General features: G+C 32.3%; 31 protein-coding genes. 19 read left to right on the forward strand and 12 right to left on the reverse strand.

Features of this window, described 5'->3' with window-relative positions; genetic code table 11:
• Window positions 1–7: 7 nt before the first annotated feature.
• The 4 genes from ACKTTV_RS07935 to ACKTTV_RS07950 all read right to left on the reverse strand — a co-directional run bounded on the left by ACKTTV_RS07935 (window position 8) and on the right by ACKTTV_RS07950 (window position 3,099).
• Window positions 8–640, reverse strand: coding sequence for an ExbD/TolR family protein (locus ACKTTV_RS07935; protein ID WP_408030294.1), 633 nt, complete (start codon window positions 638–640; stop codon window positions 8–10).
• A gap of 6 nt (window positions 641–646) precedes the next feature.
• The gene (locus ACKTTV_RS07940) at window positions 647–1,087 is read right to left on the reverse strand and encodes a hypothetical protein (protein ID WP_408030295.1); all 441 of its coding nucleotides are present in this window, start codon (window positions 1,085–1,087) and stop codon (window positions 647–649) included.
• A 9-nt stretch (window positions 1,088–1,096) separates the two neighbouring features.
• The gene (locus tag ACKTTV_RS07945) at window positions 1,097–1,816 is read right to left on the reverse strand and encodes a MotA/TolQ/ExbB proton channel family protein (protein WP_408030296.1); all 720 of its coding nucleotides are present in this window, start codon (window positions 1,814–1,816) and stop codon (window positions 1,097–1,099) included.
• Window positions 1,817–2,064: 248 nt separating this feature from the next.
• Window positions 2,065–3,099 carry an asparaginase gene (locus tag ACKTTV_RS07950; RefSeq protein WP_408030297.1) on the reverse strand — a complete coding sequence of 345 codons (1,035 nt, stop codon included), beginning with the start codon at window positions 3,097–3,099 and terminating at the stop codon, window positions 2,065–2,067.
• A 99-nt stretch (window positions 3,100–3,198) separates the two neighbouring features.
• Here ACKTTV_RS07950 and ACKTTV_RS07955 point away from each other — a divergent pair, with 99 nt between their 5' ends.
• The 5 genes from ACKTTV_RS07955 to ACKTTV_RS07975 all read left to right on the forward strand — a co-directional run bounded on the left by ACKTTV_RS07955 (window position 3,199) and on the right by ACKTTV_RS07975 (window position 8,845).
• Complete coding sequence (locus tag ACKTTV_RS07955; RefSeq protein ID WP_408030392.1) at window positions 3,199–3,888, forward strand: zinc metallopeptidase; 690 nt, start codon at window positions 3,199–3,201, stop codon at window positions 3,886–3,888.
• A 180-nt stretch (window positions 3,889–4,068) separates the two neighbouring features.
• Window positions 4,069–6,447: an outer membrane beta-barrel protein gene (locus ACKTTV_RS07960; protein WP_408030298.1), complete on the forward strand. Its 2,379-nt coding sequence runs from the start codon at window positions 4,069–4,071 to the stop codon at window positions 6,445–6,447.
• Window positions 6,448–6,452: 5 nt separating this feature from the next.
• Window positions 6,453–7,004: a hypothetical protein gene (locus tag ACKTTV_RS07965; protein ID WP_408030299.1), complete on the forward strand. Its 552-nt coding sequence runs from the start codon at window positions 6,453–6,455 to the stop codon at window positions 7,002–7,004.
• Window positions 6,994–7,998: a sensor histidine kinase gene (locus ACKTTV_RS07970; protein ID WP_408030300.1), complete on the forward strand. Its 1,005-nt coding sequence runs from the start codon at window positions 6,994–6,996 to the stop codon at window positions 7,996–7,998. The genes ACKTTV_RS07965 and ACKTTV_RS07970 overlap by 11 nt, the downstream gene beginning before the upstream one ends.
• A gap of 79 nt (window positions 7,999–8,077) precedes the next feature.
• On the forward strand, window positions 8,078–8,845 hold the full coding sequence (locus ACKTTV_RS07975) for a LytR/AlgR family response regulator transcription factor (RefSeq protein WP_408030301.1): 768 nt from the start codon (window positions 8,078–8,080) through the stop codon (window positions 8,843–8,845).
• A 57-nt stretch (window positions 8,846–8,902) separates the two neighbouring features.
• On the opposite strand, the gene ACKTTV_RS07980 is transcribed toward ACKTTV_RS07975, so the two are convergent.
• Together ACKTTV_RS07980 and lepA are read right to left on the reverse strand one after the other, a co-directional pair.
• Window positions 8,903–9,070, reverse strand: coding sequence for a hypothetical protein (locus tag ACKTTV_RS07980; protein ID WP_408030302.1), 168 nt, complete (start codon window positions 9,068–9,070; stop codon window positions 8,903–8,905).
• A 17-nt stretch (window positions 9,071–9,087) separates the two neighbouring features.
• Window positions 9,088–10,884, reverse strand: a complete 1,797-nt coding sequence (lepA, locus tag ACKTTV_RS07985; RefSeq protein WP_408030303.1) for a translation elongation factor 4 — start codon at window positions 10,882–10,884, stop codon at window positions 9,088–9,090.
• Window positions 10,885–11,224: 340 nt separating this feature from the next.
• Here lepA and ACKTTV_RS07990 point away from each other — a divergent pair, with 340 nt between their 5' ends.
• The 6 genes from ACKTTV_RS07990 (at window position 11,225) to ACKTTV_RS08015 (ending at window position 14,983) form a co-directional block, all read left to right on the forward strand.
• Window positions 11,225–11,590 (forward strand): hypothetical protein, encoded by a 366-nt coding sequence (locus ACKTTV_RS07990; RefSeq protein WP_408030304.1) that lies wholly within the window; start codon window positions 11,225–11,227, stop codon window positions 11,588–11,590.
• On the forward strand, window positions 11,568–12,119 hold the full coding sequence (locus tag ACKTTV_RS07995) for a YceI family protein (RefSeq protein WP_408030305.1): 552 nt from the start codon (window positions 11,568–11,570) through the stop codon (window positions 12,117–12,119). Before ACKTTV_RS07990 ends, ACKTTV_RS07995 begins: the two co-directional genes overlap by 23 nt.
• Window positions 12,097–12,489, forward strand: coding sequence for a hypothetical protein (locus tag ACKTTV_RS08000; RefSeq protein WP_408030306.1), 393 nt, complete (start codon window positions 12,097–12,099; stop codon window positions 12,487–12,489). The genes ACKTTV_RS07995 and ACKTTV_RS08000 overlap by 23 nt, the downstream gene beginning before the upstream one ends.
• Entirely contained in the window at window positions 12,471–13,322 is an 852-nt protein-coding gene (locus ACKTTV_RS08005; protein WP_408030307.1) for a DUF5777 family beta-barrel protein, read from the forward strand. The genes ACKTTV_RS08000 and ACKTTV_RS08005 overlap by 19 nt, the downstream gene beginning before the upstream one ends.
• Window positions 13,323–13,400: 78 nt before the next feature.
• On the forward strand, window positions 13,401–14,378 hold the full coding sequence (dusB, locus tag ACKTTV_RS08010; RefSeq protein WP_408030393.1) for a tRNA dihydrouridine synthase DusB: 978 nt from the start codon (window positions 13,401–13,403) through the stop codon (window positions 14,376–14,378).
• Window positions 14,379–14,449: 71 nt separating this feature from the next.
• Window positions 14,450–14,983: an HD domain-containing protein gene (locus ACKTTV_RS08015; RefSeq protein ID WP_408030308.1), complete on the forward strand. Its 534-nt coding sequence runs from the start codon at window positions 14,450–14,452 to the stop codon at window positions 14,981–14,983.
• A gap of 99 nt (window positions 14,984–15,082) precedes the next feature.
• Here ACKTTV_RS08015 and ACKTTV_RS08020 read toward each other — a convergent pair whose 3' ends face one another.
• From ACKTTV_RS08020 to ACKTTV_RS08045, 6 genes are all read right to left on the reverse strand, one after another.
• The gene (locus tag ACKTTV_RS08020; RefSeq protein WP_408030309.1) at window positions 15,083–16,288 is read right to left on the reverse strand and encodes an ABC transporter permease; all 1,206 of its coding nucleotides are present in this window, start codon (window positions 16,286–16,288) and stop codon (window positions 15,083–15,085) included.
• Window positions 16,289–16,441: 153 nt separating this feature from the next.
• Window positions 16,442–16,837, reverse strand: a complete 396-nt coding sequence (rbfA, locus tag ACKTTV_RS08025; RefSeq protein WP_408030310.1) for a 30S ribosome-binding factor RbfA — start codon at window positions 16,835–16,837, stop codon at window positions 16,442–16,444.
• 234 nt (window positions 16,838–17,071) lie between these two features.
• A complete protein-coding gene (locus ACKTTV_RS08030; RefSeq protein ID WP_408030311.1) occupies window positions 17,072–17,716 on the reverse strand; it encodes a response regulator transcription factor in 645 nt (214 codons plus the stop codon).
• 155 nt (window positions 17,717–17,871) lie between these two features.
• Entirely contained in the window at window positions 17,872–18,618 is a 747-nt protein-coding gene (locus ACKTTV_RS08035; protein WP_408030312.1) for a sensor histidine kinase, read from the reverse strand.
• 596 nt (window positions 18,619–19,214) lie between these two features.
• Window positions 19,215–19,892: a hypothetical protein gene (locus ACKTTV_RS08040; protein WP_408030313.1), complete on the reverse strand. Its 678-nt coding sequence runs from the start codon at window positions 19,890–19,892 to the stop codon at window positions 19,215–19,217.
• A gap of 215 nt (window positions 19,893–20,107) precedes the next feature.
• Window positions 20,108–20,731 (reverse strand): hypothetical protein, encoded by a 624-nt coding sequence (locus tag ACKTTV_RS08045; protein WP_408030314.1) that lies wholly within the window; start codon window positions 20,729–20,731, stop codon window positions 20,108–20,110.
• 1,003 nt (window positions 20,732–21,734) lie between these two features.
• Between ACKTTV_RS08045 and ACKTTV_RS08050 the strand changes: the two genes are divergently transcribed.
• From ACKTTV_RS08050 to truB, 8 genes are all read left to right on the forward strand, one after another.
• The gene (locus tag ACKTTV_RS08050; RefSeq protein ID WP_408030315.1) at window positions 21,735–22,328 is read left to right on the forward strand and encodes a DUF2589 domain-containing protein; all 594 of its coding nucleotides are present in this window, start codon (window positions 21,735–21,737) and stop codon (window positions 22,326–22,328) included.
• A 60-nt stretch (window positions 22,329–22,388) separates the two neighbouring features.
• Window positions 22,389–23,060: a hypothetical protein gene (locus tag ACKTTV_RS08055; protein WP_408030316.1), complete on the forward strand. Its 672-nt coding sequence runs from the start codon at window positions 22,389–22,391 to the stop codon at window positions 23,058–23,060.
• Between the two features lie 2 nt (window positions 23,061–23,062).
• Window positions 23,063–23,608, forward strand: a complete 546-nt coding sequence (locus ACKTTV_RS08060) for a hypothetical protein (RefSeq protein WP_408030317.1) — start codon at window positions 23,063–23,065, stop codon at window positions 23,606–23,608.
• Window positions 23,609–23,649: 41 nt separating this feature from the next.
• Entirely contained in the window at window positions 23,650–24,063 is a 414-nt protein-coding gene (gene mce, locus ACKTTV_RS08065; RefSeq protein ID WP_408030394.1) for a methylmalonyl-CoA epimerase, read from the forward strand.
• Between the two features lie 150 nt (window positions 24,064–24,213).
• Window positions 24,214–25,092: a cell division protein FtsX gene (locus ACKTTV_RS08070; protein WP_408030318.1), complete on the forward strand. Its 879-nt coding sequence runs from the start codon at window positions 24,214–24,216 to the stop codon at window positions 25,090–25,092.
• Window positions 25,093–25,094: 2 nt separating this feature from the next.
• Window positions 25,095–25,337, forward strand: a complete 243-nt coding sequence (locus ACKTTV_RS08075) for a DUF3098 domain-containing protein (RefSeq protein ID WP_408030319.1) — start codon at window positions 25,095–25,097, stop codon at window positions 25,335–25,337.
• Between the two features lies 1 nt (window position 25,338).
• A complete protein-coding gene (locus tag ACKTTV_RS08080) occupies window positions 25,339–26,133 on the forward strand; it encodes an undecaprenyl-diphosphate phosphatase (RefSeq protein ID WP_408030320.1) in 795 nt (264 codons plus the stop codon).
• Entirely contained in the window at window positions 26,134–26,823 is a 690-nt protein-coding gene (gene truB, locus ACKTTV_RS08085) for a tRNA pseudouridine(55) synthase TruB (RefSeq protein ID WP_408030321.1), read from the forward strand.
• Window positions 26,824–26,825: the final 2 nt, after the last annotated feature.

The raw sequence follows: 26,825 nt of genomic DNA on the forward strand, positions 1-26,825 counted from the left end.
TTAATTATTATTGACCACCTGCTGGATCCACATCAGTAATAATCTGAGGATAACTCTTCTTTATTACTTCAAGTTTCACTCTCAAATCATCATCCTTTCTCTGACTGTCTTTAAAAGCTTGTTCTAGCTCAGTAAAACTAATTCCATACTTTTCTTGACATAATCTATCACGTAATACTCTATACGCTGCAAGTAGTTCGTTCTGAACAGTTACATACATACCATATTCCGTTGCTCTATCACTTTCTACAGCGATAATTGCTTTATTCGGATGATCAGATGATTCTGGATCTCTTTCTCCTTTACAATAATCACATTCCTTACCTTCTTTAGCATCTCCAACTGGATTTCCAATTCCACCACCGTTATCAATAAACTTAACAGCAGCATCTTTTAAATCCTTTAATTCCATAATCTGATCTTCAACAAAAAGTTGATTGTTACGATTAATTAGAACTTGAAAAATGTTTCTTTCCTTAATTTTAGGTAATTCAACATCTGGTGGTGTTTTCTCAGCTAATTTCTTTGAAACTCCTGAGTCAACATCCATAGTTGTAGTTACCAGGAAAAAGATAAGTAGCAAGAAGGCAATATCTGCCATAGAACCTGCATTAATTTCCGGGGTTTCTCTTCTTGCCATAATTATTTACGATTTAATTAAACCTTTTATTAAGTCGTATACGAAAAAAGCTCCACCTATAACCAATAAGATTAAGCTAATCCATATACCTGTACTTGTATACTTCGAAACATCAGAACCAGCTTCAGCAATAACAGAACTGTTTGCATCTAATACAGCTGCATCAGAAGCTAAGATGTATGATATTACAAGAGCTACTACTAAAGCCGCAACTCCTAATAATGTTTTCTTTAAAGCAGCTGGATTCTTCATTATCCCCAATAAAGAAGCTATTATTGCAGCAGCAACCGCTAAAATAAGTAAGCCCACTGAATAGGTTACTAACGGTGAAACCGCATCCGAAAGCGCTGTCGTATCTTCTTTATCGATACCTGCTACTCTAAAGAAAAGTATAAGACCGATTACTGATAAAACAGCAACTATAATTTTTAAAATTTTACTATTCATAATTGACGACTACTTTTTATACTTAGCTAATAAATCGATTAAAGAGATAGAAGCATCTTCCATAGTGTTTACAATACTATCTACTTTTGATACGATATAATTATAGAAGATCTGTAAGATAATTGCAACAACAAGACCAAATACTGTTGTTAAAAGTGCTACCTTAATACCTACTGCTACAACCGCTGGAGAAATATCATTTGCTACTGCGATAGAGTCGAATGCACCAATCATACCAATAACCGTTCCCATGAACCCAAGCATCGGTGCTAATGCAATAAATAAAGATAACCAAGAAATATTTTTTTCTAATAATCCCATTTGAACTCCACCATATCCAACTACAGCTTTTTCAGCAGCATCTAATCCTTCATCAGCTCTTTCTAAACCTTGATAAAAAATAGAAGCAACAGGACCTTTTGTGTTTCTACAAACTTCTTTAGCAGCTTCAACACCACCAGAGCTTAAAGCCTCATCTACACTAGCAACTAACTTCTTAGTATTAGTAGTAGCCATGTTTAAGTAAATGATTCTTTCTATAGCGATAGCTAATCCTAAGATTAAAGCTACTAATACAATCCCCATAAACCCAGGACCTCCTTCAATAAAACGTTGTTTTAACTCTTGGTGAAAAGTTTTCTCCACTGCTGCATCTTGAGCATAAGTCGACTGAATAGCTCCTAAGAACATAAATCCTGCGATAGTTAGGATATTTACTACTTTTTTCATTTTGTTATAATTAATTTTAAATAGTTAACGGGTTAAAAATACAAATTTTACTATGATTCTAATAAAAATTAAAGAATAAGTATAGGTTTTACGCCTACTTATTGCATTTTTTATTTTCAGAGTGGCAAGTAACAAAAAAATGTTGGTTCTTAAAAAAAAAATAGATATTTTATCTATTAACAATGGAATATTCCCGTTATTTCAAGATCATCAAGTGTTTAAGGAATAGTAATTAACATTTTTTCCACTTATTCACGAATCTCTCCTCGCAATGGCAACTCAAAATATCTTTTAAATTGCTCTTTCGTTAAATTTTCACCTAATAAATACATCATTTTAGCAACTGCCGTTTCTGTAGTTATATCCTTTCCGTCAATTACTCCTAGTTCTTTTAAGCCAGAACTTGTTTCATAATGTCCTAATATTACACTTCCTCCGGCGCATTGAGTTACATTTACTACATATACACCTTTTTCAATAAACTCTTGTAACACCTCTAAAAACCATTTTTCTGTAGGGGCGTTACCCGCTCCATAGGTTTCCAAGATCAATCCTCTTAATCCTTCTATCCCTAAATAACTTCTTACTACCTTTTCAGTTATTCCTGGGAATAACTTTAAAACAGCTATATTATTATCAAGCTTTTTTCTAAAAACTAATTCCTTCTCTTCACCTCTTAATCTTAATAACAATGGATAGTTAAAATTTAAATGGACACCGCTCTCAACCAAAGGGGGATAATTCATAGAGGTAAAGGCTTCAAATTGCTCCGCACTAATTTTTGTGGTTCTATTAGCTCTATACAACTTATACTCAAAATACAAACCAACTTCTTGTATTATTGGTTCTCCATCATCAGAAGATGCTGCAATTTGTACAGAAGTAATCAGATTTTCTTTAGCATCGGTTCTTAAATCTCCAATAGGCAATTGCGAACCAGTGAAAATAACGGGCTTCTGCAAGTTTTCAAACATAAAACTAATTGCAGATGAAATATATGACATTGTATCAGAACCTGTTAACACAACAAACCCATCAAACTCATTATAGTTCCTAGCTATTATTTCTGCAATATCAACATAATAGTCTATGTTCATATTAGAAGAATCAATAGGTTCTTCAAATGAAATTGTTTCAATCGTGCAATTTAATTGTTGCAACTCTGGAATTTTATTCGATATTTGACTAAAATCAAAGGCTCTTAAAGCTCCAGTTTCATAATCCTTAACCATTCCAATGGTTCCTCCAGTATAAACGATGAGAATATTTGGTTTTTTTGTCATTTTGACATATTATTATTAGTTATTATAATATGGAATAATTTGTGCGGTAAATTTATTAACTTAATCAGAATTTAAACTAGAAAAATCGAAAATATGGGAATGCAGTATTATTTAATTATAGGAATTATTACTATAGTTAGCTGGATAGTAAGCAATACACTAAAAAGAAAATTTAAAAAATATTCGAGAGTAAGCTTAAGAAATGGAATGAGCGGAGCTGAAATTGCAGAAAAAATGTTGCAAGATCACGGAATTTATGATGTTAAGGTTATTTCAACTCCAGGAATGCTAACGGATCACTATAACCCAAGAAACAAAACAGTTAACCTAAGCGAAGGGGTATACAATCAACGAAACGCAGCCGCAGCCGCAGTTGCCGCGCATGAAGTTGGGCATGCTGTTCAACATGCCAGAGCTTATAAATGGCTTGAAATGCGATCTAACCTAGTTCCGATGGTTAGCATCTCTTCAAAGTTTTCTCAATATCTTGTTTTGGGTGGACTTGTTCTAGGAGCAACCTCAAGTATGGGGTATTGGGTATTAGCAGCTGGGGTAGCATTAATGGCCATAGGAACTTTATTTAGCTTTGTAACCTTACCAGTTGAATACGATGCGAGTAATAGAGCTTTAGCTTGGTTGGAAAACAAACATATTGTAACACGAGAAGAATATGCTGGTTCAAAAGATGCTCTAAAATGGGCCGCCAGAACATATTTAGTAGCTGCATTAGGCTCTCTTGCCATGTTGGCTTATTGGGTGATGAAATTGATGGCTGCTAATAGAGATTAAAATCACAACTATATAATAATGTAGGAGGCTTGTATTAATTACAAGCCTTTTTTTATTTTCACAAACTGAACAGAGAAAACTAATCATTAAACGGAAAAAAAACCTTGTTCGGCAGAATTGACTTTAAAAAACATTGATTCTCCTGCAAATTTGTTTCCACAATCCATCAATTGCTCAAAAATGAAATATTTAGCTACTATCATTATTATTTTTATTGGAGTTTTTAAATCATACGGTCAATATACTGTAGAGGGGACAGTAACCGATGAAAACGACACTCCTATTCCCTTTGCCAATGTCATCTTACATTTTCAACAAGAAAAAGGCAAAACCCCAAAAGGTGAAATTACTGACGATCAAGGTAAATTCAGGTTCTCAAAAATTCAAAAAGGAATGTATCAACTAGAAATATCTGTACTTGGTTTCAAGGTTAAAAAATCAGATAATTTCTACTTAGAGAGTAATAAAACCTTGAACTTTACAATACAAGAGGAAAATCAGGCCTTAAGTGAAGTAGAAATAACTGCTAGACGTCCAGTGATAAAACAAACCGCTGAAAAGCTAGTGGTAGATCTTGAAAAAACGGAAATGATTAATTCCAGTTTGCAAGATGTAATGAGAAAAGTTCCAGGAATATTAGTAACCAACAACGGAATAAGTGTTGCTGGTAAAAGTGGTGTTCGCATATTAATTAACGGCAAAACAACGGAATACATGGATGTTGAAACTTTACTACGTGATTTTCCTGCTGATAATATTGCTAAAGTCGAAGTTGTTGAACAACCTGGAGCTGAATATGATGCTTCTGGTACTGGAGCCGTAATTAATATAATTCTTAAAAAGAATGTAAAATTAGGTACTCATGGAAGTGCTATGGTTTGGGTCGGTGAAGATGAAGGCTTTGAGTATGGTACTAGAGCTTCTATTGCCAGCTACAAAAATAAATTAAACTGGCAAGCGAGTATTGGTCATTCAAGACCAACTTGGAGAGATGATCTTTTCCTCGTAAGAACAGTTGGAGATGAAACGTACGATCAGGTTACAAGAGAGCCATACGATCCGGTAAACTTAAATATTGGTGGTAGTTTAGACTACTACCTAAGTAAACATCATTCTATTGGAATTGGAGGACGTTGGAACAGTCGTCAATCTGATCGAATTGCAACAAGTAGAACTGTTATTTCGGACTCTAACAACTCAAACATTTTACTTTCGGAAAACACTTTTGATAGAGATCGAGTAGATTTCAATATCAACCCTTATTACGAATATAAGACAGACAAAGACAGATTATTAATTGACTTTAATTATATCGATTATGTTAATGACGATACAAACACTTTATCTGATGTTATGGGAAGTACAGTTGATTTTACAGACCGAAGATATTTACAAGATGGAAAATACAATATCAAAACATATCGATTAGATTACTCAAGAAATCTTTCAGATGATCTTAAATTGAGCTTCGGAAGTAAGTTTGCTGATGTAAATACAGATAATGATTTACAATCATTTGAAGAAAATGAATCTGGTACTGGTTTTGTATTAGATCCAGAAACCAGTAGTCGCTTTTTAATAGATGAAACCATTTTTGCCTTATATACTAAACTTAACGCTAACTTTGGTAAATGGTCTTTCTCAGGAGGTCTACGTTATGAAGACAGTAAAACCGATGGTACTTCTATTTTCTTAAAAAATGGAGTAATGACAACTGAAATAAACAAAAGACCTATTAGTAAGTTATTTCCAAGCGCCTCTATTAGTAGAAAAATTACAGAAGCCATTGGAGCTAGTCTTTCTTATAGTTATAGAATTGAAAGACCTTCTTATGGTAGCTTAAACTCATTCCAAGAATTCTTAGATCCTTTTTCTGCAAGTGAAGGAAACCCTAGGTTAAGACCTGCTTTCACTAACAACTATCAGTTTAATTTAACCTATGAAGGACAACCTTTCTTTACAGTTGGATACAGCAGAACAAATGATGAAATTTTCGACTTAATTAAACAGAATAATGAAACTGCTCAAATTAGACAGCAAGCTGTTAATGTTGAAAATTTCGAAAATTGGAATTTCAGATTATTCGGCCCTCTTAATTTCATAAAAAAACTAGATGGCTTTACGGGATTCATTGTAAATAGAAATAGTTTTACCTCAGCAAGTCATGATGTAAACTTATCAAAATGGAACTTAATCTGGTTCCTTCAAGCAAACTATAAATTACCTTGGGATGTCAACTTAGAAGTAAGTGGAAATTATGGAACAGGAGCTTTAGAAGGACAAATTGAAGTAGATTGGTTAGCTGGATTGGATTTTTCACTGGGTAAAAAATTCCTTGACAACAAACTAAAGGTAAATTTAGGATTTAATAAAATGTTAAATAGAGGTTTTGTTGGTAATATTGATTATGGAAATGGTACAGCTAATGTTGAAAGTAATGGTTCAAGACAAAACATACAATTAAGAGTAAGCTATAGTTTTGGTTCGAAGTTTGGCAAAAAGAAATCGAAAAGAAACTCTTCAAGAGATGAGGAAAACAGAATTGAAAATAACAACTAAACATCATGACTTATAGAGTACTATTTATAGTAGGTTTACTATTTGAATGTATCGGTCAGATTTTATTATCAAACGGTCTTGAATTTGTATATGCGCAAAAACCAATAGATTTTGCGCATTGGCTTTTGCTACTGGGTGTTGTATTTCTGATTCCTCAATTATTTTCTTTTCCAGAGAAACTCTTCGTAAAGCTTGGAATACCAATTGTTTTAATTGGAATAGTTTGTATTATAGGTATGTGCATTTTAGATTTTGTATGGTGGAGTCAACCCAATCAAGATGTGCGAGTTAAATTTGCGACACACCTTTCGAAATATCCTTCTATATGGAAGCCATTTATTACCACTGGCCCTAACTTTTTAAATGTAGGATTACTGCTGCTCAGCATTCCATTTTTCAAGAAGAACAAAATTGGAACCGCACTTATTTTTTTGGCTACATTAATTGTGTTTTTTATGAGATTTATTCCAAATAGATTAATATACGCTTATCTTATTTACGCTATTGGCTTTTACCTTATATTATTCACCAAAACAACTGTAAGTAATGAACACTAAACTTAATCGATCTGATCTTTATATTCTCATCGTATACTTTGTTGTTTCGTACATAATTCAAATACAAGACTATATTGATAGAGATGCTTTGATCAGAGAATACCTAATCGATTTCCCTATCGAGACCTTCTCTATATGTAGTACTATTTTTCTTTTCGTTTTCTGGCTAATTCCGAAAATTGTAAAAGAGAAAAACTATGTTTTCTTTGCTTTTGTTGGAATTTTGATCCTCATTGTGTTCACTGGTATCGATTATACTTTGGGTTTTTGGTCTGGAAATAATGACTGGAAACGCTTTCCTACTGGTTTCGATTTTATCTTAAAAATGTTAGATATCGGTTCAAGACAAGTTGCTTTTCCTTTTGCACTATTATTAACTAAAAAGTTTTATGAAGGACAAAACAACCTTTTATTAATAGAAAAACAACAAAAAGAGAATGAGTTAAAATTATTAAGGTCTCAAATAGATCCTCATTTTTTGTTTAACAACTTAAATACCTTAGATTCATTGATCGATATAGATCCTGAAAAGGCAAAGGAGTATATTAACCGCCTTTCTTTAATATATCGTTACCTAATTCAAACCAAAGATAGTGAGGTAATGGAACTCTCTGAAGAACTCAATTTTGCCGAGAACTATATTTTTCTTATCAAAACCCGGTTTGAGAATGATTATGTATTCAATGTAAATAGTGAAGGTACTGATACAACTGATTCCTTCCTTCCTACAGGCGCCATTCAAACCTTATTGGAAAATGTAGTGAAACATAATAAACCGAACAAAACTCCCATTTATGCCACCATAAAAATTGACGATAAAGTTTTGAGCATTGTTAATACAAAATCAGATCTTAAACCCGGTCATATTTCATTTGGAACTGGACTTGACAATTTAAAAATAAGATATAGTCACCTTTCTAATAAGGAAATATTGATAATAAATACAGAAAAAGAATTTAAGGTTACTGTTCCATTGATTAAATTGACCAATTAAATTTTATGAAAAAATAAATTCTTAGAAAGATTTATGAAAATGAAATTAAACTCAATATAACCAAGATAATCCAAAGAAGATGAAGATATTGATTCTTGAAGATGAAATTCCAGCATATAAAAAACTAACATCATATCTTGATGATTTCTTTATGGGTGATTCCTATGATCATGACTGGTCTCGATCAATAAATGATGGTAAAGAATTTCTAATGAATAACGGGTATGATTTTATTTTATCGGATATTCAATTGTTAGATGGAATCTCTTTTGACTTATTTGATGAAATTCCTACAAATTGCCCAATCATATTTTGTTCAGCACATGATAATTACCTGCTAAAGGCTTTTGACACCAATGGAATTGCCTATATTTTAAAACCTTACACGAAATCTGACTTCACTAAGGCCATTGAAAAATACCAGTCGCTATTCAATAAAGGCACCTATCATAAGATCAATAAAAAAACAATTCATAATCTAAAATCGGCTCTACAAAGTGAAAATATTAGCTTTAAAAAGAGATTCGTTATTAAAAAAACTAATGGGATCCAACTTTTGAATGTTAGCGATATAAGTTTAATCGAAGCTTCAGGTGATTTTTGTATTGCCACTGAAAACTCTGGGAAACGTCATACAATTTCTATGAATTTGGGTACAATATTCAAACAGTTAAACCCAAACAAGTTTTTCAAAATTAACAGGAGTGAAATAATAAGCATTGATGCCATAGAAAATATAGAAAGTCATTTTAAAAACAGACTACTAATTACTTTCTCTGGAGGAAAAGATAAAGTAATGACAAGCTCTTCCACTACTTCCGATTTTAGAAAGTGGTTGGAACAATAATCTAAAAAAAGGCTCTTTCAAAATTGAAAGAGCCTTTTTTGCCACTAGAATATATTTTTAATTATTCAACTTGAACTTCCCATAAATCGTTAGCACAATACCTCCTGCTGTTGCTGCTCCAAGAAACATACCTCCTAGAAAACCTCCAACAAAATCAAAAACCATAAAGCTAACAGATATTAGAATTAACAATGCTCCTAATATTCTTATTTGAGTTTTATTCAAAGTCAAGAACTTAATAATTAATCATTCAATTTTAATACGGCCATAAACGCTTGCTGTGGAATTTCAACATTACCTACCTGACGCATACGTTTTTTACCTTTTTTCTGCTTCTCTAAAAGCTTTCTCTTACGTGAAATATCACCTCCATAACACTTCGCTGTTACATCTTTTCTTAGAGCTTTTACGGTTTCACGAGCAATAATTTTAGCCCCAATAGCGGCCTGAATAGGAATATCGAACTGTTGACGAGGAATTAGTTCTTTTAATTTCTCACAAATTCTCTTACCAATTGTATAAGCATTATCGGCATGTAACAAAGATGACAATGCATCAACCGGCTGTGCATTTAATAACATATCAACACGAACAAGCTTCGAAGCTTTTAAACCTATTGGATGATAATCAAACGAAGCATAACCTTTAGATACCGTTTTTAATCGATCATAAAAATCAAAAACGATCTCAGCTAATGGCATCTCAAAAATCAATTCAACCCTTTCCGTAGTCAAATAGGTCTGATTCATTATTTGTCCTCGCTTCTCAATACACAAGCTCATTACTTGACCTACGAAATCAGCCTTAGTAATAATTGAAGCTTTAATAAATGGCTCCTCTACTCTATTTAATTTTGAAGGATCAGGTAAGTCTGATGGATTATTTACAATAATAATTTCATCAGGTTCCTTATTTGTAAAAGCATGATATGATACGTTAGGAACTGTAGTAATTACAGTCATATTGAACTCACGTTCCAAACGCTCCTGGATAATTTCCATATGTAACATTCCTAGGAATCCACATCGGAATCCAAAACCTAACGCAGCGGAACTCTCAGGTTGAAATACTAACGAAGCATCATTCAGTTGAAGCTTCTCCATGGAAGCTCTCAATTCTTCGTAATCTTCAGTATCAACAGGATAAATACCTGCAAATACCATTGGTTTTACATCCTCGAAACCTTCAATAGTATCTGTAGTTGGATTAGCAAAATCAGTAATAGTATCTCCTACTTTTACTTCTTTGGCAGTTTTAATTCCAGTAATTAAATACCCAACATCACCTGTTTGAATTTCCTTTTTAGGAACTTGATTTAACTTTAATGTTCCAACCTCATCAGCAAAATATTCTTTTCCTGTAGCCATGAACTTAATCTTCTGATTCTTTTTAATAGAACCATCAATTACTCTAAAGTAAGTTTCAATTCCTCTATATGAATTATACACACTATCAAAAATCAATGCTTTTAATGGAGCATCCGGATTTCCTTTAGGTGCAGGAATTCTATTAATAATTGCTTCTAAAATATTATCAACACCAAAACCTGTTTTTCCACTCGCAGGAATCACATCTTCTGCATCACACCCTAACAAGTCAACAATATCATCAGTTACTTCCTCAGGATTTGCACTTGGTAAATCAACCTTATTTAAAACAGGTATGATTTCCAAATCATTATCTAGTGCTAGATATAAATTAGAAATAGTTTGCGCTTGAATACTCTGAGCTGCATCAACAATTAATAACGCCCCTTCACAAGCAGCAATCGAACGAGACACTTCATAAGAAAAATCAACGTGACCTGGAGTGTCAATCAAGTTTAAAATATAAGGCTCACCATTATGAACATAGTCCATTTGAATGGCGTGCGATTTAATTGTAATACCACGCTCACGTTCCAAATCCATACTATCTAATAACTGATCTTGTTTTTCTCTCTCTGTAACAGTTTGAGTAAAATCTAACAAACGATCAGCCAAAGTACTCTTCCCGTGATCAATGTGCGCAATAATGCAAAAGTTTCTAATATTTTTCATGTATCAAATTCTAACATCTCGTGACCGACAAAGATACGCTATTTAACTCCTTCAACAAATAAAAAGTAACCATCTGATTTAAAATTATTCATTGAAATATCAATTCAAAGCCTTTAATTTTCACTACTGTTTTTTTCGCTTACAGAACAATTTTGCTCCATTTTAACCAAATGTGACATTTTTTCAAAGCTAATTTTTCCTTTTCAACATGATTAAATTCCTTTTTAGTAACTTTAAAGAGCTACGCAATAGCTAATTGAAGTTAATTTGTTTAAAAATCGTATTACCTACGATAAGAAAACCCACGTATCAAATAATTTTTAAAATTCTTTAATTTAAAATGAAAAAATTAATTCAGTCAACTATAGCTTTATTGATGAGCATTTTTCTATTGAGCTGCTCTTCTGCTGAAATCAGTGATCCTGACACAACTCCTGTTGATCCGCCAAGTGAAAAAACCACTTACGAGAAAGATGTAAAAACATTAATAAACAACAGTTGTGCAACTTCTGCTTGCCATGATTCCGACAATCCTCAAGCTGGATTGCCTCTAACAAATTATACTCAAGTAAGAAATGCAGCAGAAAACGGAAATCTCATCAATCGTATAAATAGCAGTTCAAATCCAATGCCTCCGACTGGTCAAAACAGTACAATTATTACAATTATAAATCAATGGAAAAATGATGGATATCTTGAAAATTAGAATCACTGCTCTGGTATTTTTATTTATTACTCCTTTATGTTTCTCGCAAAAGCTATTCACAAGAACAGGAGTTACAGAATTCAAAGCATCGATTGATGCATTTGAACCAGTTGAAGCCATAAACAAAAGCACATCTGTTGTGGTAAATAGTGAAGGTAAAATAGCAGCGCAATTATACATCAGTGCCTTTTCGTTTAAAGTAGCTCTTATGCAAGAGCATTTTAATGAAAATTATATGGAATCTGATGAATTCCCAAAGGCCAACTTTAAAGGTACCATAGAACAGTTTGATATAGGGGCTTTAAAAGACACTTATATTTTAAAGGGAATTTTGACTATTAGAGAAATCTCTAAATCGGTGCAAACAAAAATTAAAATAAAAAAAGCTTTAAACAATAAAGTTGTTCTGAGTGGAACTTTAATAGTATCTCCTAAAGATTTCGATATTAAAATACCTAGCATTGTTAGAAAAAAAATCGCAGAACAAGTAACCATAACTCTTGACTATGAACTTTCTGAAAAAAAATAAAGGCGTTTTACTCATTTCCATTATTCTGGTTATCTCTTTTTGGGGTGTCTTTCAATATGTATTTCAAGCTCCAAAGCAAATTGAAGCAATGGAAGTACTATATTCAGGTACATCCAAAAATTTTATCAATTTACTAGATAAAAACCCTTTGAAATGGAATAATAAACCCATAGCGCTTTCGGGTAAGATAACTGAACTTGTAGAAAACAACTTTATTATGGATGGATTTGTTTTTTGTCAACTTAAAGAAACTCACGAAGTAAAATCTTTACCCAAATTAAACGATGAAATAACCATTAAAGGAATTGTTGTTGGTTATGACGAATTACTAAACGAACTAAAAATCAATCAATGTATTATAAAAAATTAATCTCTCTATTAATTATTCTTATCACAACATCTTTATACTCTCAAGACGATTTACTAGAGGAGTTAGAAAATGACGATAACACGACATCTACTTTTATTTTACCTGCTTTTAAAACCCTCAAGATTGGCAACCTTCAATCGACTAAAGTAGCTAATAAAGGTGATTTTTATTTAATTGTTTCACATCGTTTTGGACCACTTAGCGAAGGTTTTGACACCTTTCTAGGTTTGGATAATGCCAATACAAAAATTGAATTACTTTATAGCTTATGGAATGGAGTACAATTCAGTATTTCTAGAGAGTCTTTCGATCGTACTTTTGCTGCTACATCGAAAGTGAGAATAACACAACAATCTCAAAAATTCCCAATAAACTTAACTGGATATGCAGGTATTTACAGAAATACTTTGATAAACACACAGGTGTTTCCAGAATTAAAAGATGCTGATCGCTATAGTTACTCTTTACAACTATTAGCCTCTAAAAGATTCTCTAAAGAATTTTCTTTCCAAATAGCTCCAACTTTTATTAGAGAAAACTTACAAGACTTAAGAAACACCGTTGAAGCAAATCATAATCAGTTTGCACTTGGTTTTGGTGGACGTTATAAAATTAGTAAGCGAGTAAGTCTAAACGCCGAATATGTTCATAATTTTAACCGTCATGAAAATTCTAGATTTGCCAACCCATATACTTTCGGAGTAGATATTGAAACTGGAGGGCATGTATTTCAACTACTTTTTTCCAATGCTCAATCTACCAACGAACCTGGGTTTATTAGTAAGGCTGAAGGTGACATCGCTTTTGGATTTAATATTGTACGAGTATTCTAAATCTTTGAACTTCTATTGATAGGACGAGATACTTTTCTACCTAAAAAATAAAAGTTAAATTTGCCAAAATTTTTTGGTTTGGTTAAAATAGATACTATAGAATTACCGGATTTTCCTTTATTACTAGCTCCAATGGAAGATGTTAGTGACCCTCCTTTTAGAGCTTTGTGTAAGGAAAATGGTGCCGATGTTGTATATACTGAATTTATTTCTTCAGAAGGTTTAATTCGTGATGCTGCAAAAAGTGTTATGAAGCTGGACATTTATGAGAAAGAAAGACCTGTTGGTATTCAAATATTCGGTGCGAACTTGGATTCTATGTTACGATCTGTTGAGATTGTTGAAAAAACCAACCCAGATATTATTGATATTAACTTTGGATGCCCTGTGAAAAAAGTAGTTTCTAAAGGAGCCGGAGCTGGTATTTTAAAGGATATTGATTTAATGGTAAAATTAACCGAAGCCATGGTTAAACATACCAAACTTCCTGTAACAGTTAAAACTCGTTTAGGTTGGGATCACGATTCTATTCGTATTGTTGAAGTAGCAGAACGTTTACAAGATGTTGGCTGTAAAGCTATTTCTATTCATGGTAGAACACGTGCTCAGATGTATAAAGGTAATGCCGACTGGAAACCTATTGCTGAAGTTAAAAACAATCCAAGAATGCACATTCCTGTTTTTGGAAATGGTGATGTTGACTCTCCTGAAAGAGCTAAAGAAATGCGCGATGTTTACGGACTTGATGGTTGCATGATTGGTCGTGCTTCTATTGGATATCCTTGGTTTTTTAATGAAGTCAAACATTATTTTAAAACTGGTGAGCATTTAGCAAAGCCGACCATTGTTGAACGTGCTGAAATGGCAAGAAGGCATCTTGAAATGTCTATCGATTGGAAAGGTGAACATTTAGGCGTTGTTGAAACCAGAAGACATTATACTAATTACTTTAAAGGAATTCCTCATTTTAAAGAGTACCGCTTAAAAATGGTTACTTCCGATGATCCTCAAGATGTTTTTGATACGTTTGAGTTGGTAAAAGAGAAGTTTGGGTAATCAGTAGATTAGTTTAACGATACTATTATCGACTCCAGAAATTTAATTCCCATTAAGATAAAATCAATTGTTTGAAAATAGTAGAATTATCTGAAGAAGTAAAAAAATTACTTGCACAATTCGATACGCCGCAAAGGCTTATCAAACATTTGACTATTGTTAATTCAACAGCGTTTTTTATAATTGAAGAATTAAAAAAGGTGCTACCCAACTTAGTATTAAACGAAAAAGAAATATTATTCGGAGCTTCCACTCATGACATCGGAAAAGTAATCGTTACCGATGAACTCTACAAAAAAGGTAATAAACATGAATCTGAAGGGTTCAGAATACTAACAGATCTTGGTTATAACAAAAAGGAATCAAGGTTTACTATAACTCATGGAGACTGGAAAAGTCCAGACTTGAATATAGAAGATCTTCTCGTATGTTTATCTGATAAAATCTGGAAAGGAAAACGGATAGATGAATTAGAGGAGCGGATAACAACTGAAATATCTAAATTGATCAAAGCTGATTTTTGGGATGTTTCTATGAAATTAGAATCAATTTTAGAAAAGATCATTCTCGGATCAGATGATCGAATTGCCTGGCAAGGATTATAAGATATTGAGACATTAGTCTTTTGACAAACCATACTTACTAAAGAAGAAACCCATTTTTTTTCTTTCAGTCAAAATAACGCGAAAAATACTTCTATCTATTTACTTTTCTATAAAACCTCTACTAATTCGAGAGCTTGCTATTTTAGATGCTATAAAACCAAGAACTATTATCGTAAGGAGTACTACGAAAAAATTAATCCATTTTAATTCTACAGGATAAGGAAGACTATCGGTAATCATAAAAAAACCGAATTTCAATTGTATAAACACTGATGCAACCCCTATGAATAATCCTATCGACATTCCAACCAAAACCAGCAAAAACCCTTGATAAACAAATATTCTTTTGATATCCTTTACACTTGTACCTAAGCTAAGTAAGGTTTTAAGATTCTTTCTTTTATCAATAATCATCATGATAATTGAACCGATAACATTAAAAAGAGCAATTACAATAATCAAAGTAAAAATGAGGTAGGATATAAAGTTTTCTGTATTTACCACTTTATAATACAATGCATTCAATTCTTTTTTAGTCTTAACCTCAAATTCATCACCAAGTTTGGTAATTAATTCTTCTTTCACATCCTCTACATCATAAGAATCTCTCACCTTAATTTCGATAGCGGAAATATCTCTACTATCATAATTCAACAATCTTTGTGCTTCTTCAATATGTGTAAAAACAAACTTATTTTGAAATTCTTCTGAACCTGTATACACACCAACCACCTGAACATCAATAGAGCTAAATGCTTTATTGGGGTTTGTAATAAACTTAGTTCCTGGCTTCGGTACCATAATACGCAACGGATCTCCAAAATTAAAAGCCCCTACAGATAATTTATAGGAAATTCCCGCTCCAATAATTGCTGTATTTGTATACTTTTTGTCAAGCCAAACACCAACAGTTAAAGCCGAATCGATTTGCACAACATTGTTATAGTGCTTATCAACTCCTTTAATAAATGCAATGTAATTTTTATCGTTATAGCTTAAGGAAACTCGTTCTTCTATAACACATGAAAACGCCTCTAGTTTAGTATTATCAACTAGCGAATTGATAAAGTTATCTGAGATTTTAAAGGTTTTTCCTTTTGAAGGAAGGATTTTTACATCTGGATCAGAAGCCTCCAAAAGGGAATCGCTAAAAGTTCTTAATCCTGAAAATCCTGATAATACAATAAAAAGAGCCGCCGTACCAACAATAACACTAAACGTTGCTATAAATGTTATAATGTTGATAGCATTTGTACTATTCCTTGAAAATAAATATCTCTTAGCTATGTATAGAGGAAAATTCAATAGACTTTTTAAAAAGATTACACCTCAAATGTAATTCTTTTTTTAATCACAGAACCATAGATAATAATTTAATTATCCAAGCCAATGCTATTCTTTTTAACAGGTTTATTTAGCCTTTGACTAATTTGAGGATAACCCACTACTTATTAAGCATTAACGCTTTTGGCGTCTTGGTAAGATATCTGGGTTTTTAATTGGATCAACGTCTTCTCCTCCTAAAGATTTATCAATTTCTTCAATATAATCCAAACTATCATCACCATAGAAGAGTAACTCAGGCATTCTTCTCAATTGATTTCTTGTTCTCTGAGCTAATTCATGACGTATTGAAGCCGTGTTCGACTTGACTCCTTCAATAATTTCATCTCTTTTTTCCGAAGGAAATACACTTAAATACACCTTCGCTACACCTAAATCCGCTGTAACCGAAACTTTCGATACAGAGATTATTACCCCTCGCATTCCATCTTGAGCAGCACGTTGTAAAACATCTACTAAATCCTGTTGCAGTACACCCGCAATTTTACGCTGTCTGTTTGTTTCTTCCATGCCGCAAATTTACGGAATATTTTCAGACGTTTGAGTTTTTGTAATTTTTTAATCTTATAATTTGATTATGAGAAAAGGAGTACGATACCCTCTTCAGAAGAATTTAAAAATTTGATAGAGATTTTTCTCTAATGATTTAAATTACCTGCAGTGAATACAAAACCTACAACTTTACCTAAAAGTTAATAAAATTAAGAATTAGACTACTACTCAAAATCGCTACCCAAACGAATTCTAAGGAGTATATATCTTATTCTTAATGGCATACATTACTAACCCTACTCTATTTCTAACATCGAGCTTTGTAAATAAACTATCTCTATACCCATCGATAGTTTTTGGGCTTAAAAACATTTTCTCGGCAATTTCCTTATAGGTTAATTCGGAACATGCCAATCTCATAAACTTTAATTCGTTCTCTTTAAACTCAACATTGCTCCTATTCTTTTTCCCAGATACCGAATCAATCAATAAACTTGTAACCTCTTTGGTATGATAAAAACCATTTTCCATTAACTCTAGCAATGCTTTTTCTAGTACTTCCTTTTGAGTATCTTTAAGTAAGTAGCCTACGGCACCTGCTTTAAGCATTTTTAAAATGGTATTATCAGCATCTTCTACTGACAGTGCCATAACATGTACCTGAGGATAGTTCTCAACAACCCATTGTGTAGTTTCTATACCGTTCATTACTGGCATGTTAACATCAACCAATACAATATCAGGGATATTCATTGGAGACCCAGTAAATTTATCTGACAATTCTTTTCCATTTTTACAGGTGTATAACACCTTAAATTTATCAAAAGTATTTACCATACTTTCGATTGCTTGCGACAATAATGTATGATCGTCGACAACAACTACTGAATATTTCATAAAACTAAGTTTAGGTTAATTTCTTCTAACAATACCTTTTGTAATTTGAAATGACCACAATAAAACAATCCTTTTTTCTTTATTTAAGGAAGAAGTTATTCATTTTCTCTTCTAGTATTTTCAACCAACAACAGGCATAACAATAGGGAAATTTCTTAAAAATAATAATTAATTGTTAAAGTTGTACCCTTTTGAGGTTCAGATTTTAAGGTTGCCTTTGCATTTATTAATTTAACTCTTGCCTTAATATTTTGCAAGCCAATACCTTTGAGAGCTACCTTATCTACCTCAAAACCTACTCCGTTATCGCAGGCTTTAATTTCTAGTTTATCTTTTTTAAAATGCAACTCCACTTTTAAGTCTGTTGCTTTTGAATGTTTAATTGTATTTGAAAAGAACTCTTGGAGCACTCTAAAAATAATAATACCATGTTTTTGATTGATTTCCTGTTCTTCTCCAAAAACATTTAAACTGGCATTGATATAATTTAATCTATTAAAACGTTCTATTTCTAGTTGCAATGCTTTGATAAACTTTATATTATTAATAAATTCTGGATTTATTAATTTAGATAACGCCCTTATTTCCGTTAGACTCTTTCCTATGGTTTCGGTAATTTCTTGCAAGCTTTCAGGGGTTGCCTGCTGCAATTGAATTTTAGCTAAGGTTAGGAGTTGCCCAATATTATCGTGCAACTCCCAACTTATACTTCTTAATGTTTCTTCTCTAATTTCTATTTGTGTTTCGGCTATTTCTCGCTCAAATTGTTTTTTTATTTCTTCACGTTCCAATAAAAGCTTATTCTTTCTACGTTGAAAAACGGTGAATAATATCACTAGAAAAGCAACAACGACAACTATAATAACCGTAGTAACTATTAATATTTCTCCTCCTTGCTCCATATTAATCCGAAAGATATAAACCCATTCATCAAGATAATTAATATATTTAGAATAAAAAACAACCCCCTATTTTCCATGTATTTATGCATAGTAAAAAAAGGAATTGACGGTAAATAAAAAACTAATAAACCTACCGACACCCAAAAAGAAAGTAACTTTTTGTAATTTATTATTTCATTTGATTGAAGTAATTCTTTTAAGTAAACAAAAATAAATATACTTGTATTGACCCCTCCAAAAATTATTAAAATAGTAAACAAATCTTGTCTGAAGAAAACTGCAAGTAACAAAAGAAAAAACAAAGACATTAAAATCTTTATATTCCTTTTTGATGTTTTGCTTTTAATAATTTTAAGATACATTACCCCTATTAAAGTGAAAGCTATACCCGTATAGAAATAATACGAAAGAAAAGCATCTATTTGGTGGGTTTTACAATAAGCCCCAATAACCTCAGCTATTAAATTCACAATCAACAATAGGCATAGAATCCTAGCAAATAAAGTACTATACCGTTTAAAATAAGCAACAGAAATTAAAGCGACTATAATTTGCGATACGATTCCTAGAAGGGATAAATACTTCATATTACATTTTTAATTATATGGTGGTGTCAGCTGTCCATAATTACCCGCACCACTTTCATCATCTTGACCAAAACCGTCATTCGAAATCATACTAAATCTAGCAGATTTTACTTGATTCGATTTTAAGTCATAATTATTATCTTTTCTTTTTCCTTGTTCATAATCTTCAGCATTATCATATATCCATTGGTAACCATATCTTTCCAACATTTCTTTAAAAGTTACCAATTTCCCCTCGTTTGCACTACGAGTTGGATCGTATAGAACATCTCTTCCATTTATCTTCGTTGAAGGCATATAAATCAAACTACTATATTCCTTACCATTATCTTCCAGATTTGTTGCTCCTGAAATAAAAGAAATGCCTGTCATTTTAATTTTGGCTTTTCTACTCAAGGTTTCTACATGCCCTAAATATTTTTTGAACTGGTAAAAATCGAACGTTGTGATACGCGAATCTTCATACCCATAAGCTTGTTCAAAAGGCTCTATTCTTGTATCGTCATATCGTTTCAACATTTCGATAACTTGAGGATAAGTAAGCATTTCTTTGGTTCTTCCTTCATCTTTATAACAAAAAACTCCTTGTTCTGGTCCCTTCTCAATACATTCTTCGCAATCGCAATCACCTCTAAAAAAGTTTCTAATTGCTCTTAATAATCTCGTAATAAAATTTTGTTCCCTCATGATACTATTTGGTTTGTTTGAGTCAAATATACATTCCTATATTTTCTAAAACCAACATTTTTTTTCACACCTCTAAGTAAATCAACGCTTTCAAAAGAATATTCAGGAAAACCACCCTAAAGCCTCCAGCGTTTACACTAAAGGAATTTAAAGACTTCAACGGTTGTTTATATAAAAAAAGGTCAGCTTAAAACCGACCTTTTCTTATTCTCAATTTAATATGGCGGAGATATTTGCCCCCTATTCCCTGCTCCACTTTCAACATCACTACTTTTAGACCTATTCTGAAAGTTTCGCTGCACTAACTCATTCGGTTTATTCCTACTATCATAGTCCTCTTTTGAATCATACACCCAATTATAGCCATAACTTGCTAACATCTCCTTTACAGTTACAATCTTTTCTGATGTTGACTGAACGGGATCAAAAGATATGTTTTTACCATTAATTTCGGTTGTTGGCATCAATAACAAGTTCTGATAATTCGGAACTCCATGCCCCGTATTTTCAGGATATGCCGCAGAAACAAAATTGATCCCCGTAAACTTAATTCCTTTTTCTCTTGAAAGTGTTTTCACATATTTCAAATAGTTTTCAATAGTTTCAATACTATAATAGTTCATACGAGTATCCTCGTAACCCAGTGCTTCTTCCAAAACAGGTTTTCTAGTTTTGTCATAATGTTCCAACATTGGAACTAACTCCAAATAGTTTAAAGCATTATACGGACGTGAAACCTCAGCCGTTTCATTTTGAGAAGGCTCTTCAATTCTATCTTGAGAACAAGACACCATAGTTAAGGCAATAGCCATAAAGACTAACATCAATTTGTTTTTCATAATTAAAATTTTTAATTGGTTAAGATTTCACTGGCTATTGCATAGCACAAAACAACTATAAATTCAATATAGTTAGGATATAAGACTTATTAAAACAGCGTTATTTTTTTGTAGAAAATTCATAGCCAGCATTTTGGAGCAATTTAACACTTTTTAAATAAAACAACTAACATTACATTATTTATTTCATCCTTGAGTATAAGAAAACAGATCTTAAATAACGTTACTTCGATATTAGAAAATTAATGTCAGTTTGAGTGTTTTTCGAAGAAAAATATATCGAAAACAATTGATTTCCGCAATTAAAAAGCTATTCTCAACACAAAACTCTTACTTTTTTCACAACCACTGACGTCATTTCAAATTTAGAAGAAATCTTAAGAATTTGTGTTACTCATTTTTCTAAGTTATTTTTCTTTTTCCATTGATGAAAAAGAAACCGACTAAGAGGTTCACGAATTCCATAAAAACCAATAATAATTAATGAGCTAAACAAAAAATCTAGTTTTAACCAGCCTGCACTCAAAACTAATCATCCTCGAACCTAAATTAAAATAACTCGCTATCGCTCAAACAGATTTTAATTTTAACGGCTCTTGCGGTGTTATTTTTGGCTTACCTGCTTAGAACGGGTATTTTTAATAGCCTTTCATCAGTTAAAATAATTTACCCTTCAAAAATATTTCTCGTCGTTGTAATCAAATCCATTTGAGAATTTTTTCTCCCTCTCGAGTTGATAATTTTTGACTTTAATAATCCCTATCAAACTTACGTTAAGTAGGCTCATTAAGGTTATTCCTCTTTACCCATCCTTCGCTTTTCCCTATTCTATTCAAGGAAAACAACCGTAAAAAACAGCAGAGATTCCAGTTTTAAAAAGCGTTTTTCTACTGGAAAAGCATCTCCTAGAATCCACAAACTTTGCATTCAGTATTTCGAAATAGAAAAGGCGAAAACCGAAAAGCCTAAAGAGAGTAGGTACAAACAAAAACAAATAATAAAAATGCCAAATTTAGTTCCAGAATTAAATAGCTTAGATTTTAATGTATATGTAGGTGGACCATTACAGGCCGCTATTCAAGCACAAACTGCCGCTTCCATGGCAACTGTTAACTTTATTAAAGAAGTAGGTTTCGAAAGTGATGGAAACGATGCAACCGTTGACCCTCTTCGTTATGTAGATTTCCAATACAAGAAATCTGTTCCTAACCCCGATTACGATCCGAACACAGCCGTTGGACCAAGTAATCAAAAGTTTATTGAAAATGAAGTTGAAATTAAGGTTCCTTTCTTAACAACACTTACCATTCCATCTATTCGAATAGATGAAGTAAATATCGATTTTAATGCTCGTTTAAGTTCAACAGAAACTAGAGATATTTCCACAGAATTTGCTGCGAGTGCAGAGTTAGGAATCAACTATAAGATTGTAAACTTTAAAGCTTCGGCTTCATACAAGCGAAACACTTCTCAAGGAGTAAAAGTAGATAAGACTTACAACTTAGGTGTAAAAGTTAGGGCGGTAAATGACGAGTTACCAGAGGGATTGAGTAGAATTTTAGATATGCTTGAAGATAGTATTGCTACAGTAGCTTAAGTATAACATAAAGAGACTGAAGAGTATTATCTCACTCAGTCTCTTTTTAAACTTTTTATCATGGTTAATTTAAACGAATATCTTGGTGGTATTGCCACCTCAATAGCAGAGGCACGATTAATGTCCGATTTAAAATCACTGGAAATTGCAGAGAAATTTGCTAAACATAATTTACTGAAGCATTTTACAATCCCTAGGTTTAAAGCTCAAAATGTTGAGCTTACGATTCCAGTTGCCATTGGTGAACTTTCTAGCGATTATGAAAAAGATTACGAGCCAATTAACAATATTGAATTCAACTCTCAAACTTACACTATTTTAAAAAACAGTTCCAAAGTAAACACATTTGATCGTAAAACATCTACTCTTCTTCGTTCATTAATTGCCGAAGAAACCGATATCCTAGAAAAGAATTTAAAGGCAAATCAAAACAACGAAGAGTTTCTGGATCAATTTTCAATGAGGGTTGCTGAACGTTTTCTATCTATTTATCCAAAGAAATTAGATTACAAGTTTCTTGTAAAACAACTTAACTCAAATCTAAAACCACTTATTTCTTCAAAACAAGTTGTAAAACAAAACACTAAAGTTATCGTTGAAGCACACAAACTCAATGAAATTAAACCTGAAAATATTATTCAAATAAAAATGACCTTGAATGAAGAAGGTATGGAATGGTATACTTCAGAAAATGATAATGGAGAAATAGAATCAAAATTACTTCCTGAATAATCATGAGAAAGTCGATCACAAAAATAACCTCTGACATTAGCTTGCAATTGAATGAGATTTCTCCAATTGCTGATCAAATACAGAAGAAAAGTACCCAAAGTATTCGGAACTTTTCAAATTGGCTGACCACTACAGAAGACGTTTTAAAAAACTTAAATCTACCGGAATCTTCAAAATTTTCAGTAAAAAGGTCGGAACTGAGTGCATTCATACCATCAGCCGGAGGAAGCAAAAAAAAGGAACATTTGTTTTTAACTGCTACTTTACTAACCCAAGCACAACAGGATTTATGGGAAGTTTTCACGGCATTCAATGAAAAACTCGAAAATGCTAAAAAACTTATCAATCAACTTTTAGGTTTGCTCTACCAAACAAATGAATTCAAATACGATGCCAATGAAGATTTCACTGTTTTTATACATGATCTTTGGAATTTTTGTCATCAACATGAACAACTTAAAGGCATTACCGGTCAAATTCTTTCTTTGGTAAACAAATCAGATGTCATTATAATTATGGCCAATGAAATAGATTTAGAAAATTTATAACAAATCGATAGTTCCAAAATTCCTATTTTTATCTCATGAATTTGAACAAAATAGAACACATTGGAATTGCGGTAAAGGATTTAGAAAAGTCGAACCAACTTTTTGCCTCTCTTTTTGGAGCGCCTCATTATAAAATTGAAGAAGTAGCCAGTGAAGGAGTTAAAACTTCATTTTTTAAATCGGGTCCTAACAAAATTGAATTATTGGAAGCTACTAAAGCAGACAGTCCAATAGCTAAATTTATAGATAGAAAGGGTGAAGGTATTCATCATATTGCTTTCGCCGTTGACAATATCGAAGCTGAAATAACTCGTTTAAAAGAAGAGGGTTTTACAGTTTTAAACGAAACACCTAAAAAAGGGGCAGACAACAAGTTAGTTGCATTTTTACATCCTAAAACAACTAACGGTGTTTTAATTGAACTTTGTCAGGAAATTCCTTCTGATTCTAAATAAGCGAACAATAAATTAATAAATTATTCATTTAATTTAATGAAGTAATTTTCGCTTTACTGAAAGGTTGTTAATTAAGGAATAATTGTCCGATTAATGATTGATATTTGATTATTGATTTTATATCTTGCGGAGTTAAAATAGCCATCTAAAATGAGTACATCTTTTGATTCTTTTCAAAAACGTCGATTGCAATCTTCATATGTATCTGTTGTTGTAAGTATCGCTTTGGTACTTTTTATGATTGGTATGCTTGGGTTGGTATTGTTAAAATCTACAAATGTTGCCAATCACTTTAAAGAAAAAGTTGTCATGACTTTGTTTTTAAAAGATGATGTTTCTAAAAAACAATTGGAAGGTTTACAAGCTTCAATAAAAAAGGAGGAATACACTAAGCATATTATTTACATTACAAAGAACGAAGCTGCAAAAGCTTATAAGAAAGATTTAGGTGAAGATTTTTTACAGTTTCTTGGAGATAACCCTCTCAAAAACGGAATCGATGTTTATTTGAATGCCGATTTTGTTACTCCTGAAAAAATGAGTGAAATAGAAAAGGCTTATCAAAAAAACAATTTGATTGCCGAAGTTAATTACGACAAACCTTTGGTAAACCTATTAACTAAAAACATCAAGAGAATGAGTTTTTGGTTACTAGTTTTAAGTGGATTCTTTGGATTAGTAGCAATTATTTTAATCAATAGTTCAATCAGGCTTGCTATCTACTCGAAACGTTTTAATATAAAAACCATGCAAATGGTAGGTGCCACCAAACGCTTTATTAGAAAACCTTTTATTTGGCAAAGTATTAAACTAGGTATTTTAGGAGCGTTTATCTCACTTATTGGCTTATTTATCATCATTTATTATATTGATAAATATGTACCAACTTTAGCTTTATTAAAGGATTACTTATCTTTAACTTATATAGCAGGAGGAGTATTACTAAGTGCATTTGTTATTACTTGGATTAGCACCTTCTTCGCAACTCAGCGCTTTTTAAACTTACAAACGAACGATTTATATTATTAAACATGGAGAATAATAAAGAAACGGAAAGCAACTTTCTTTTCGGAAAGAGAAATTATATTATAATGCTCATTGGTTTAGCTGTAATTGCTCTTGGCTTCATATTGATGGCAGGTGGAGGAAGTGATGATCCAAATGTATTTAACCCTGAACTTTATAGCTGGAGAAGAATTCGTTTGGCTCCAACATTAGTACTTATTGGTTTTGGTATAGAAATTTATGCTATTTTAGCCAACCCAAAAAAATAAGATGGATTTAATAGAAGCAATTATCCTTGGTATTATTCAAGGACTAACAGAGTTTTTGCCTGTATCATCAAGTGGACATTTGGAAATAGCAAAGGCTATTTTTGGAGATACTTCTGTTCCTGAAGAAAGTTTAACTTTTACAGTGGTACTTCACGCTGCAACAGCCTTAAGTACTTTAGTAATTTTTAGGAAAGAGGTCTTTGAAATTTTATCAGGATTGTTTCAATTTAAGTGGAATGATCAAACAAAATTTTCAGCTAAGATAGTTTTATCAATGATTCCCGCAGTAATTATAGGTTTGGCTTTTGAAGAAGAGCTTGAAAGTTTTTTTGGTGGAAAAATTCTTTTAGTAGGTTGTATGCTTCTAGTAACTGCTTTACTACTTTTGTTAGCCGATAGAGCTAAAAATACCAACAAAAAAGTTTCATTTAGTAATTCTGTAGTTATAGGAATTTCTCAAGCGATTGCAATGCTTCCTGGTATTTCTCGTTCAGGTGCTACTATTTCAACTTCGGTTTTATTAGGAGTGGATCGAACGAAAGCTGCACGATTTTCTTTCTTAATGGTTGTACCACTAATTTTGGGTAAAGTTGCTAAAGATATTCTTGGAGGAGATATTAACTTTCAAAGCTCGGAAATACTTCCTTTATCAGCTGGTTTCATTGCTGCTTTTGTTTCTGGACTCGTAGCTTGTCAATGGATGATAGCTTTGGTAAAGAGAAGTAAGCTTTCTTATTTTTCTATTTATTGCGCAGTTGTAGGAGTTATTGCTATAGTATATTCATTATTTTTTTAGATGACAGTAGAAGATTTTAAGGACGGAAAGGTTTTATTAATTGACAAACCGTTGGAGTGGACTTCTTTTCAAGTGGTTAACAAACTTCGTTGGCATATTAGAAAACACTTTAATATCAAAAAAATAAAAGTAGGTCACGCTGGAACATTAGATCCTCTAGCTACTGGTTTACTTATTATTTGCACGGGTAAACAAACTAAGAGTATTGAAACCTACCAAGGTCAAATAAAGGAATATACAGGTACATTCACTATTGGATCTACAACACCAAGTTATGACCTAGAAACGGAGATAAACGAGACCTTCTCTGTTGAACATATAACTCCTGAATTAATTCAGGAAACAACTTCAAAGTTCATAGGAAAGATTCAGCAAAAACCACCAATTTTTTCTGCTATTAAAAAAGATGGTAAACGTTTATATGAACTGGCTAGAGCAGGAAAAACAACTGAGATAAAATCAAGAGAAATTGAAATCAAAGAATTTGAAATAACGAACATAGAATTTCCAAAGGTTGAATTTAGAGTTGTTTGTAGCAAAGGAACCTACATAAGGTCTTTAGCCCATGATTTCGGTATCGCTTTAAATTCTGGAGCCCATTTGTCAAGTTTAAGACGAACAAAAATTGGAGATTTTTCAGTTAATAATGCTCAATCCATTGATGAATTTGTTTCTTCATTAATAGATTAACC

It is taken from the genome of Tenacibaculum xiamenense, assembly GCF_964513065.1.
GTDB lineage: Bacteria > Bacteroidota > Bacteroidia > Flavobacteriales > Flavobacteriaceae > Polaribacter > Polaribacter xiamenense.

Bases quoted from the DNA above. Each gene is read 5' to 3' on its own strand.
- ACKTTV_RS08070 (WP_408030318.1), top strand. From the start codon at position 24,214: ATGAGTACATCTTTTGATTCTTTTCAAAAACGTCGATTGCAATCTTCA.
- ACKTTV_RS07945 (WP_408030296.1), bottom strand. From the start codon at position 1,816: ATGAAAAAAGTAGTAAATATCCTAACTATCGCAGGATTTATGTTCTTA.
- ACKTTV_RS08080 (WP_408030320.1), top strand. From the start codon at position 25,339: ATGGATTTAATAGAAGCAATTATCCTTGGTATTATTCAAGGACTAACA.
- ACKTTV_RS07955 (WP_408030392.1), top strand. From the start codon at position 3,199: ATGCAGTATTATTTAATTATAGGAATTATTACTATAGTTAGCTGGATA.
- ACKTTV_RS08040 (WP_408030313.1), bottom strand. From the start codon at position 19,892: ATGAGGGAACAAAATTTTATTACGAGATTATTAAGAGCAATTAGAAAC.
- ACKTTV_RS08060 (WP_408030317.1), top strand. From the start codon at position 23,063: ATGAGAAAGTCGATCACAAAAATAACCTCTGACATTAGCTTGCAATTG.
- ACKTTV_RS07950 (WP_408030297.1), bottom strand. From the start codon at position 3,099: ATGACAAAAAAACCAAATATTCTCATCGTTTATACTGGAGGAACCATT.
- ACKTTV_RS07935 (WP_408030294.1), bottom strand. From the start codon at position 640: ATGGCAAGAAGAGAAACCCCGGAAATTAATGCAGGTTCTATGGCAGAT.
- ACKTTV_RS07990 (WP_408030304.1), top strand. From the start codon at position 11,225: ATGAAAAAATTAATTCAGTCAACTATAGCTTTATTGATGAGCATTTTT.
- ACKTTV_RS08005 (WP_408030307.1), top strand. From the start codon at position 12,471: ATGTATTATAAAAAATTAATCTCTCTATTAATTATTCTTATCACAACA.
- ACKTTV_RS07940 (WP_408030295.1), bottom strand. From the start codon at position 1,087: ATGAATAGTAAAATTTTAAAAATTATAGTTGCTGTTTTATCAGTAATC.
- ACKTTV_RS08030 (WP_408030311.1), bottom strand. From the start codon at position 17,716: ATGAAATATTCAGTAGTTGTTGTCGACGATCATACATTATTGTCGCAA.
- rbfA (WP_408030310.1), bottom strand. From the start codon at position 16,837: ATGGAAGAAACAAACAGACAGCGTAAAATTGCGGGTGTACTGCAACAG.
- ACKTTV_RS08050 (WP_408030315.1), top strand. From the start codon at position 21,735: ATGCCAAATTTAGTTCCAGAATTAAATAGCTTAGATTTTAATGTATAT.
- ACKTTV_RS08035 (WP_408030312.1), bottom strand. From the start codon at position 18,618: ATGGAGCAAGGAGGAGAAATATTAATAGTTACTACGGTTATTATAGTT.
- ACKTTV_RS07965 (WP_408030299.1), top strand. From the start codon at position 6,453: ATGACTTATAGAGTACTATTTATAGTAGGTTTACTATTTGAATGTATC.
- ACKTTV_RS07995 (WP_408030305.1), top strand. From the start codon at position 11,568: ATGATGGATATCTTGAAAATTAGAATCACTGCTCTGGTATTTTTATTT.
- ACKTTV_RS07960 (WP_408030298.1), top strand. From the start codon at position 4,069: ATGAAATATTTAGCTACTATCATTATTATTTTTATTGGAGTTTTTAAA.
- ACKTTV_RS07970 (WP_408030300.1), top strand. From the start codon at position 6,994: ATGAACACTAAACTTAATCGATCTGATCTTTATATTCTCATCGTATAC.
- lepA (WP_408030303.1), bottom strand. From the start codon at position 10,884: ATGAAAAATATTAGAAACTTTTGCATTATTGCGCACATTGATCACGGG.
- ACKTTV_RS08055 (WP_408030316.1), top strand. From the start codon at position 22,389: ATGGTTAATTTAAACGAATATCTTGGTGGTATTGCCACCTCAATAGCA.
- truB (WP_408030321.1), top strand. From the start codon at position 26,134: ATGACAGTAGAAGATTTTAAGGACGGAAAGGTTTTATTAATTGACAAA.
- ACKTTV_RS07975 (WP_408030301.1), top strand. From the start codon at position 8,078: ATGAAGATATTGATTCTTGAAGATGAAATTCCAGCATATAAAAAACTA.
- ACKTTV_RS08000 (WP_408030306.1), top strand. From the start codon at position 12,097: ATGAACTTTCTGAAAAAAAATAAAGGCGTTTTACTCATTTCCATTATT.
- ACKTTV_RS08045 (WP_408030314.1), bottom strand. From the start codon at position 20,731: ATGAAAAACAAATTGATGTTAGTCTTTATGGCTATTGCCTTAACTATG.
- ACKTTV_RS08075 (WP_408030319.1), top strand. From the start codon at position 25,095: ATGGAGAATAATAAAGAAACGGAAAGCAACTTTCTTTTCGGAAAGAGA.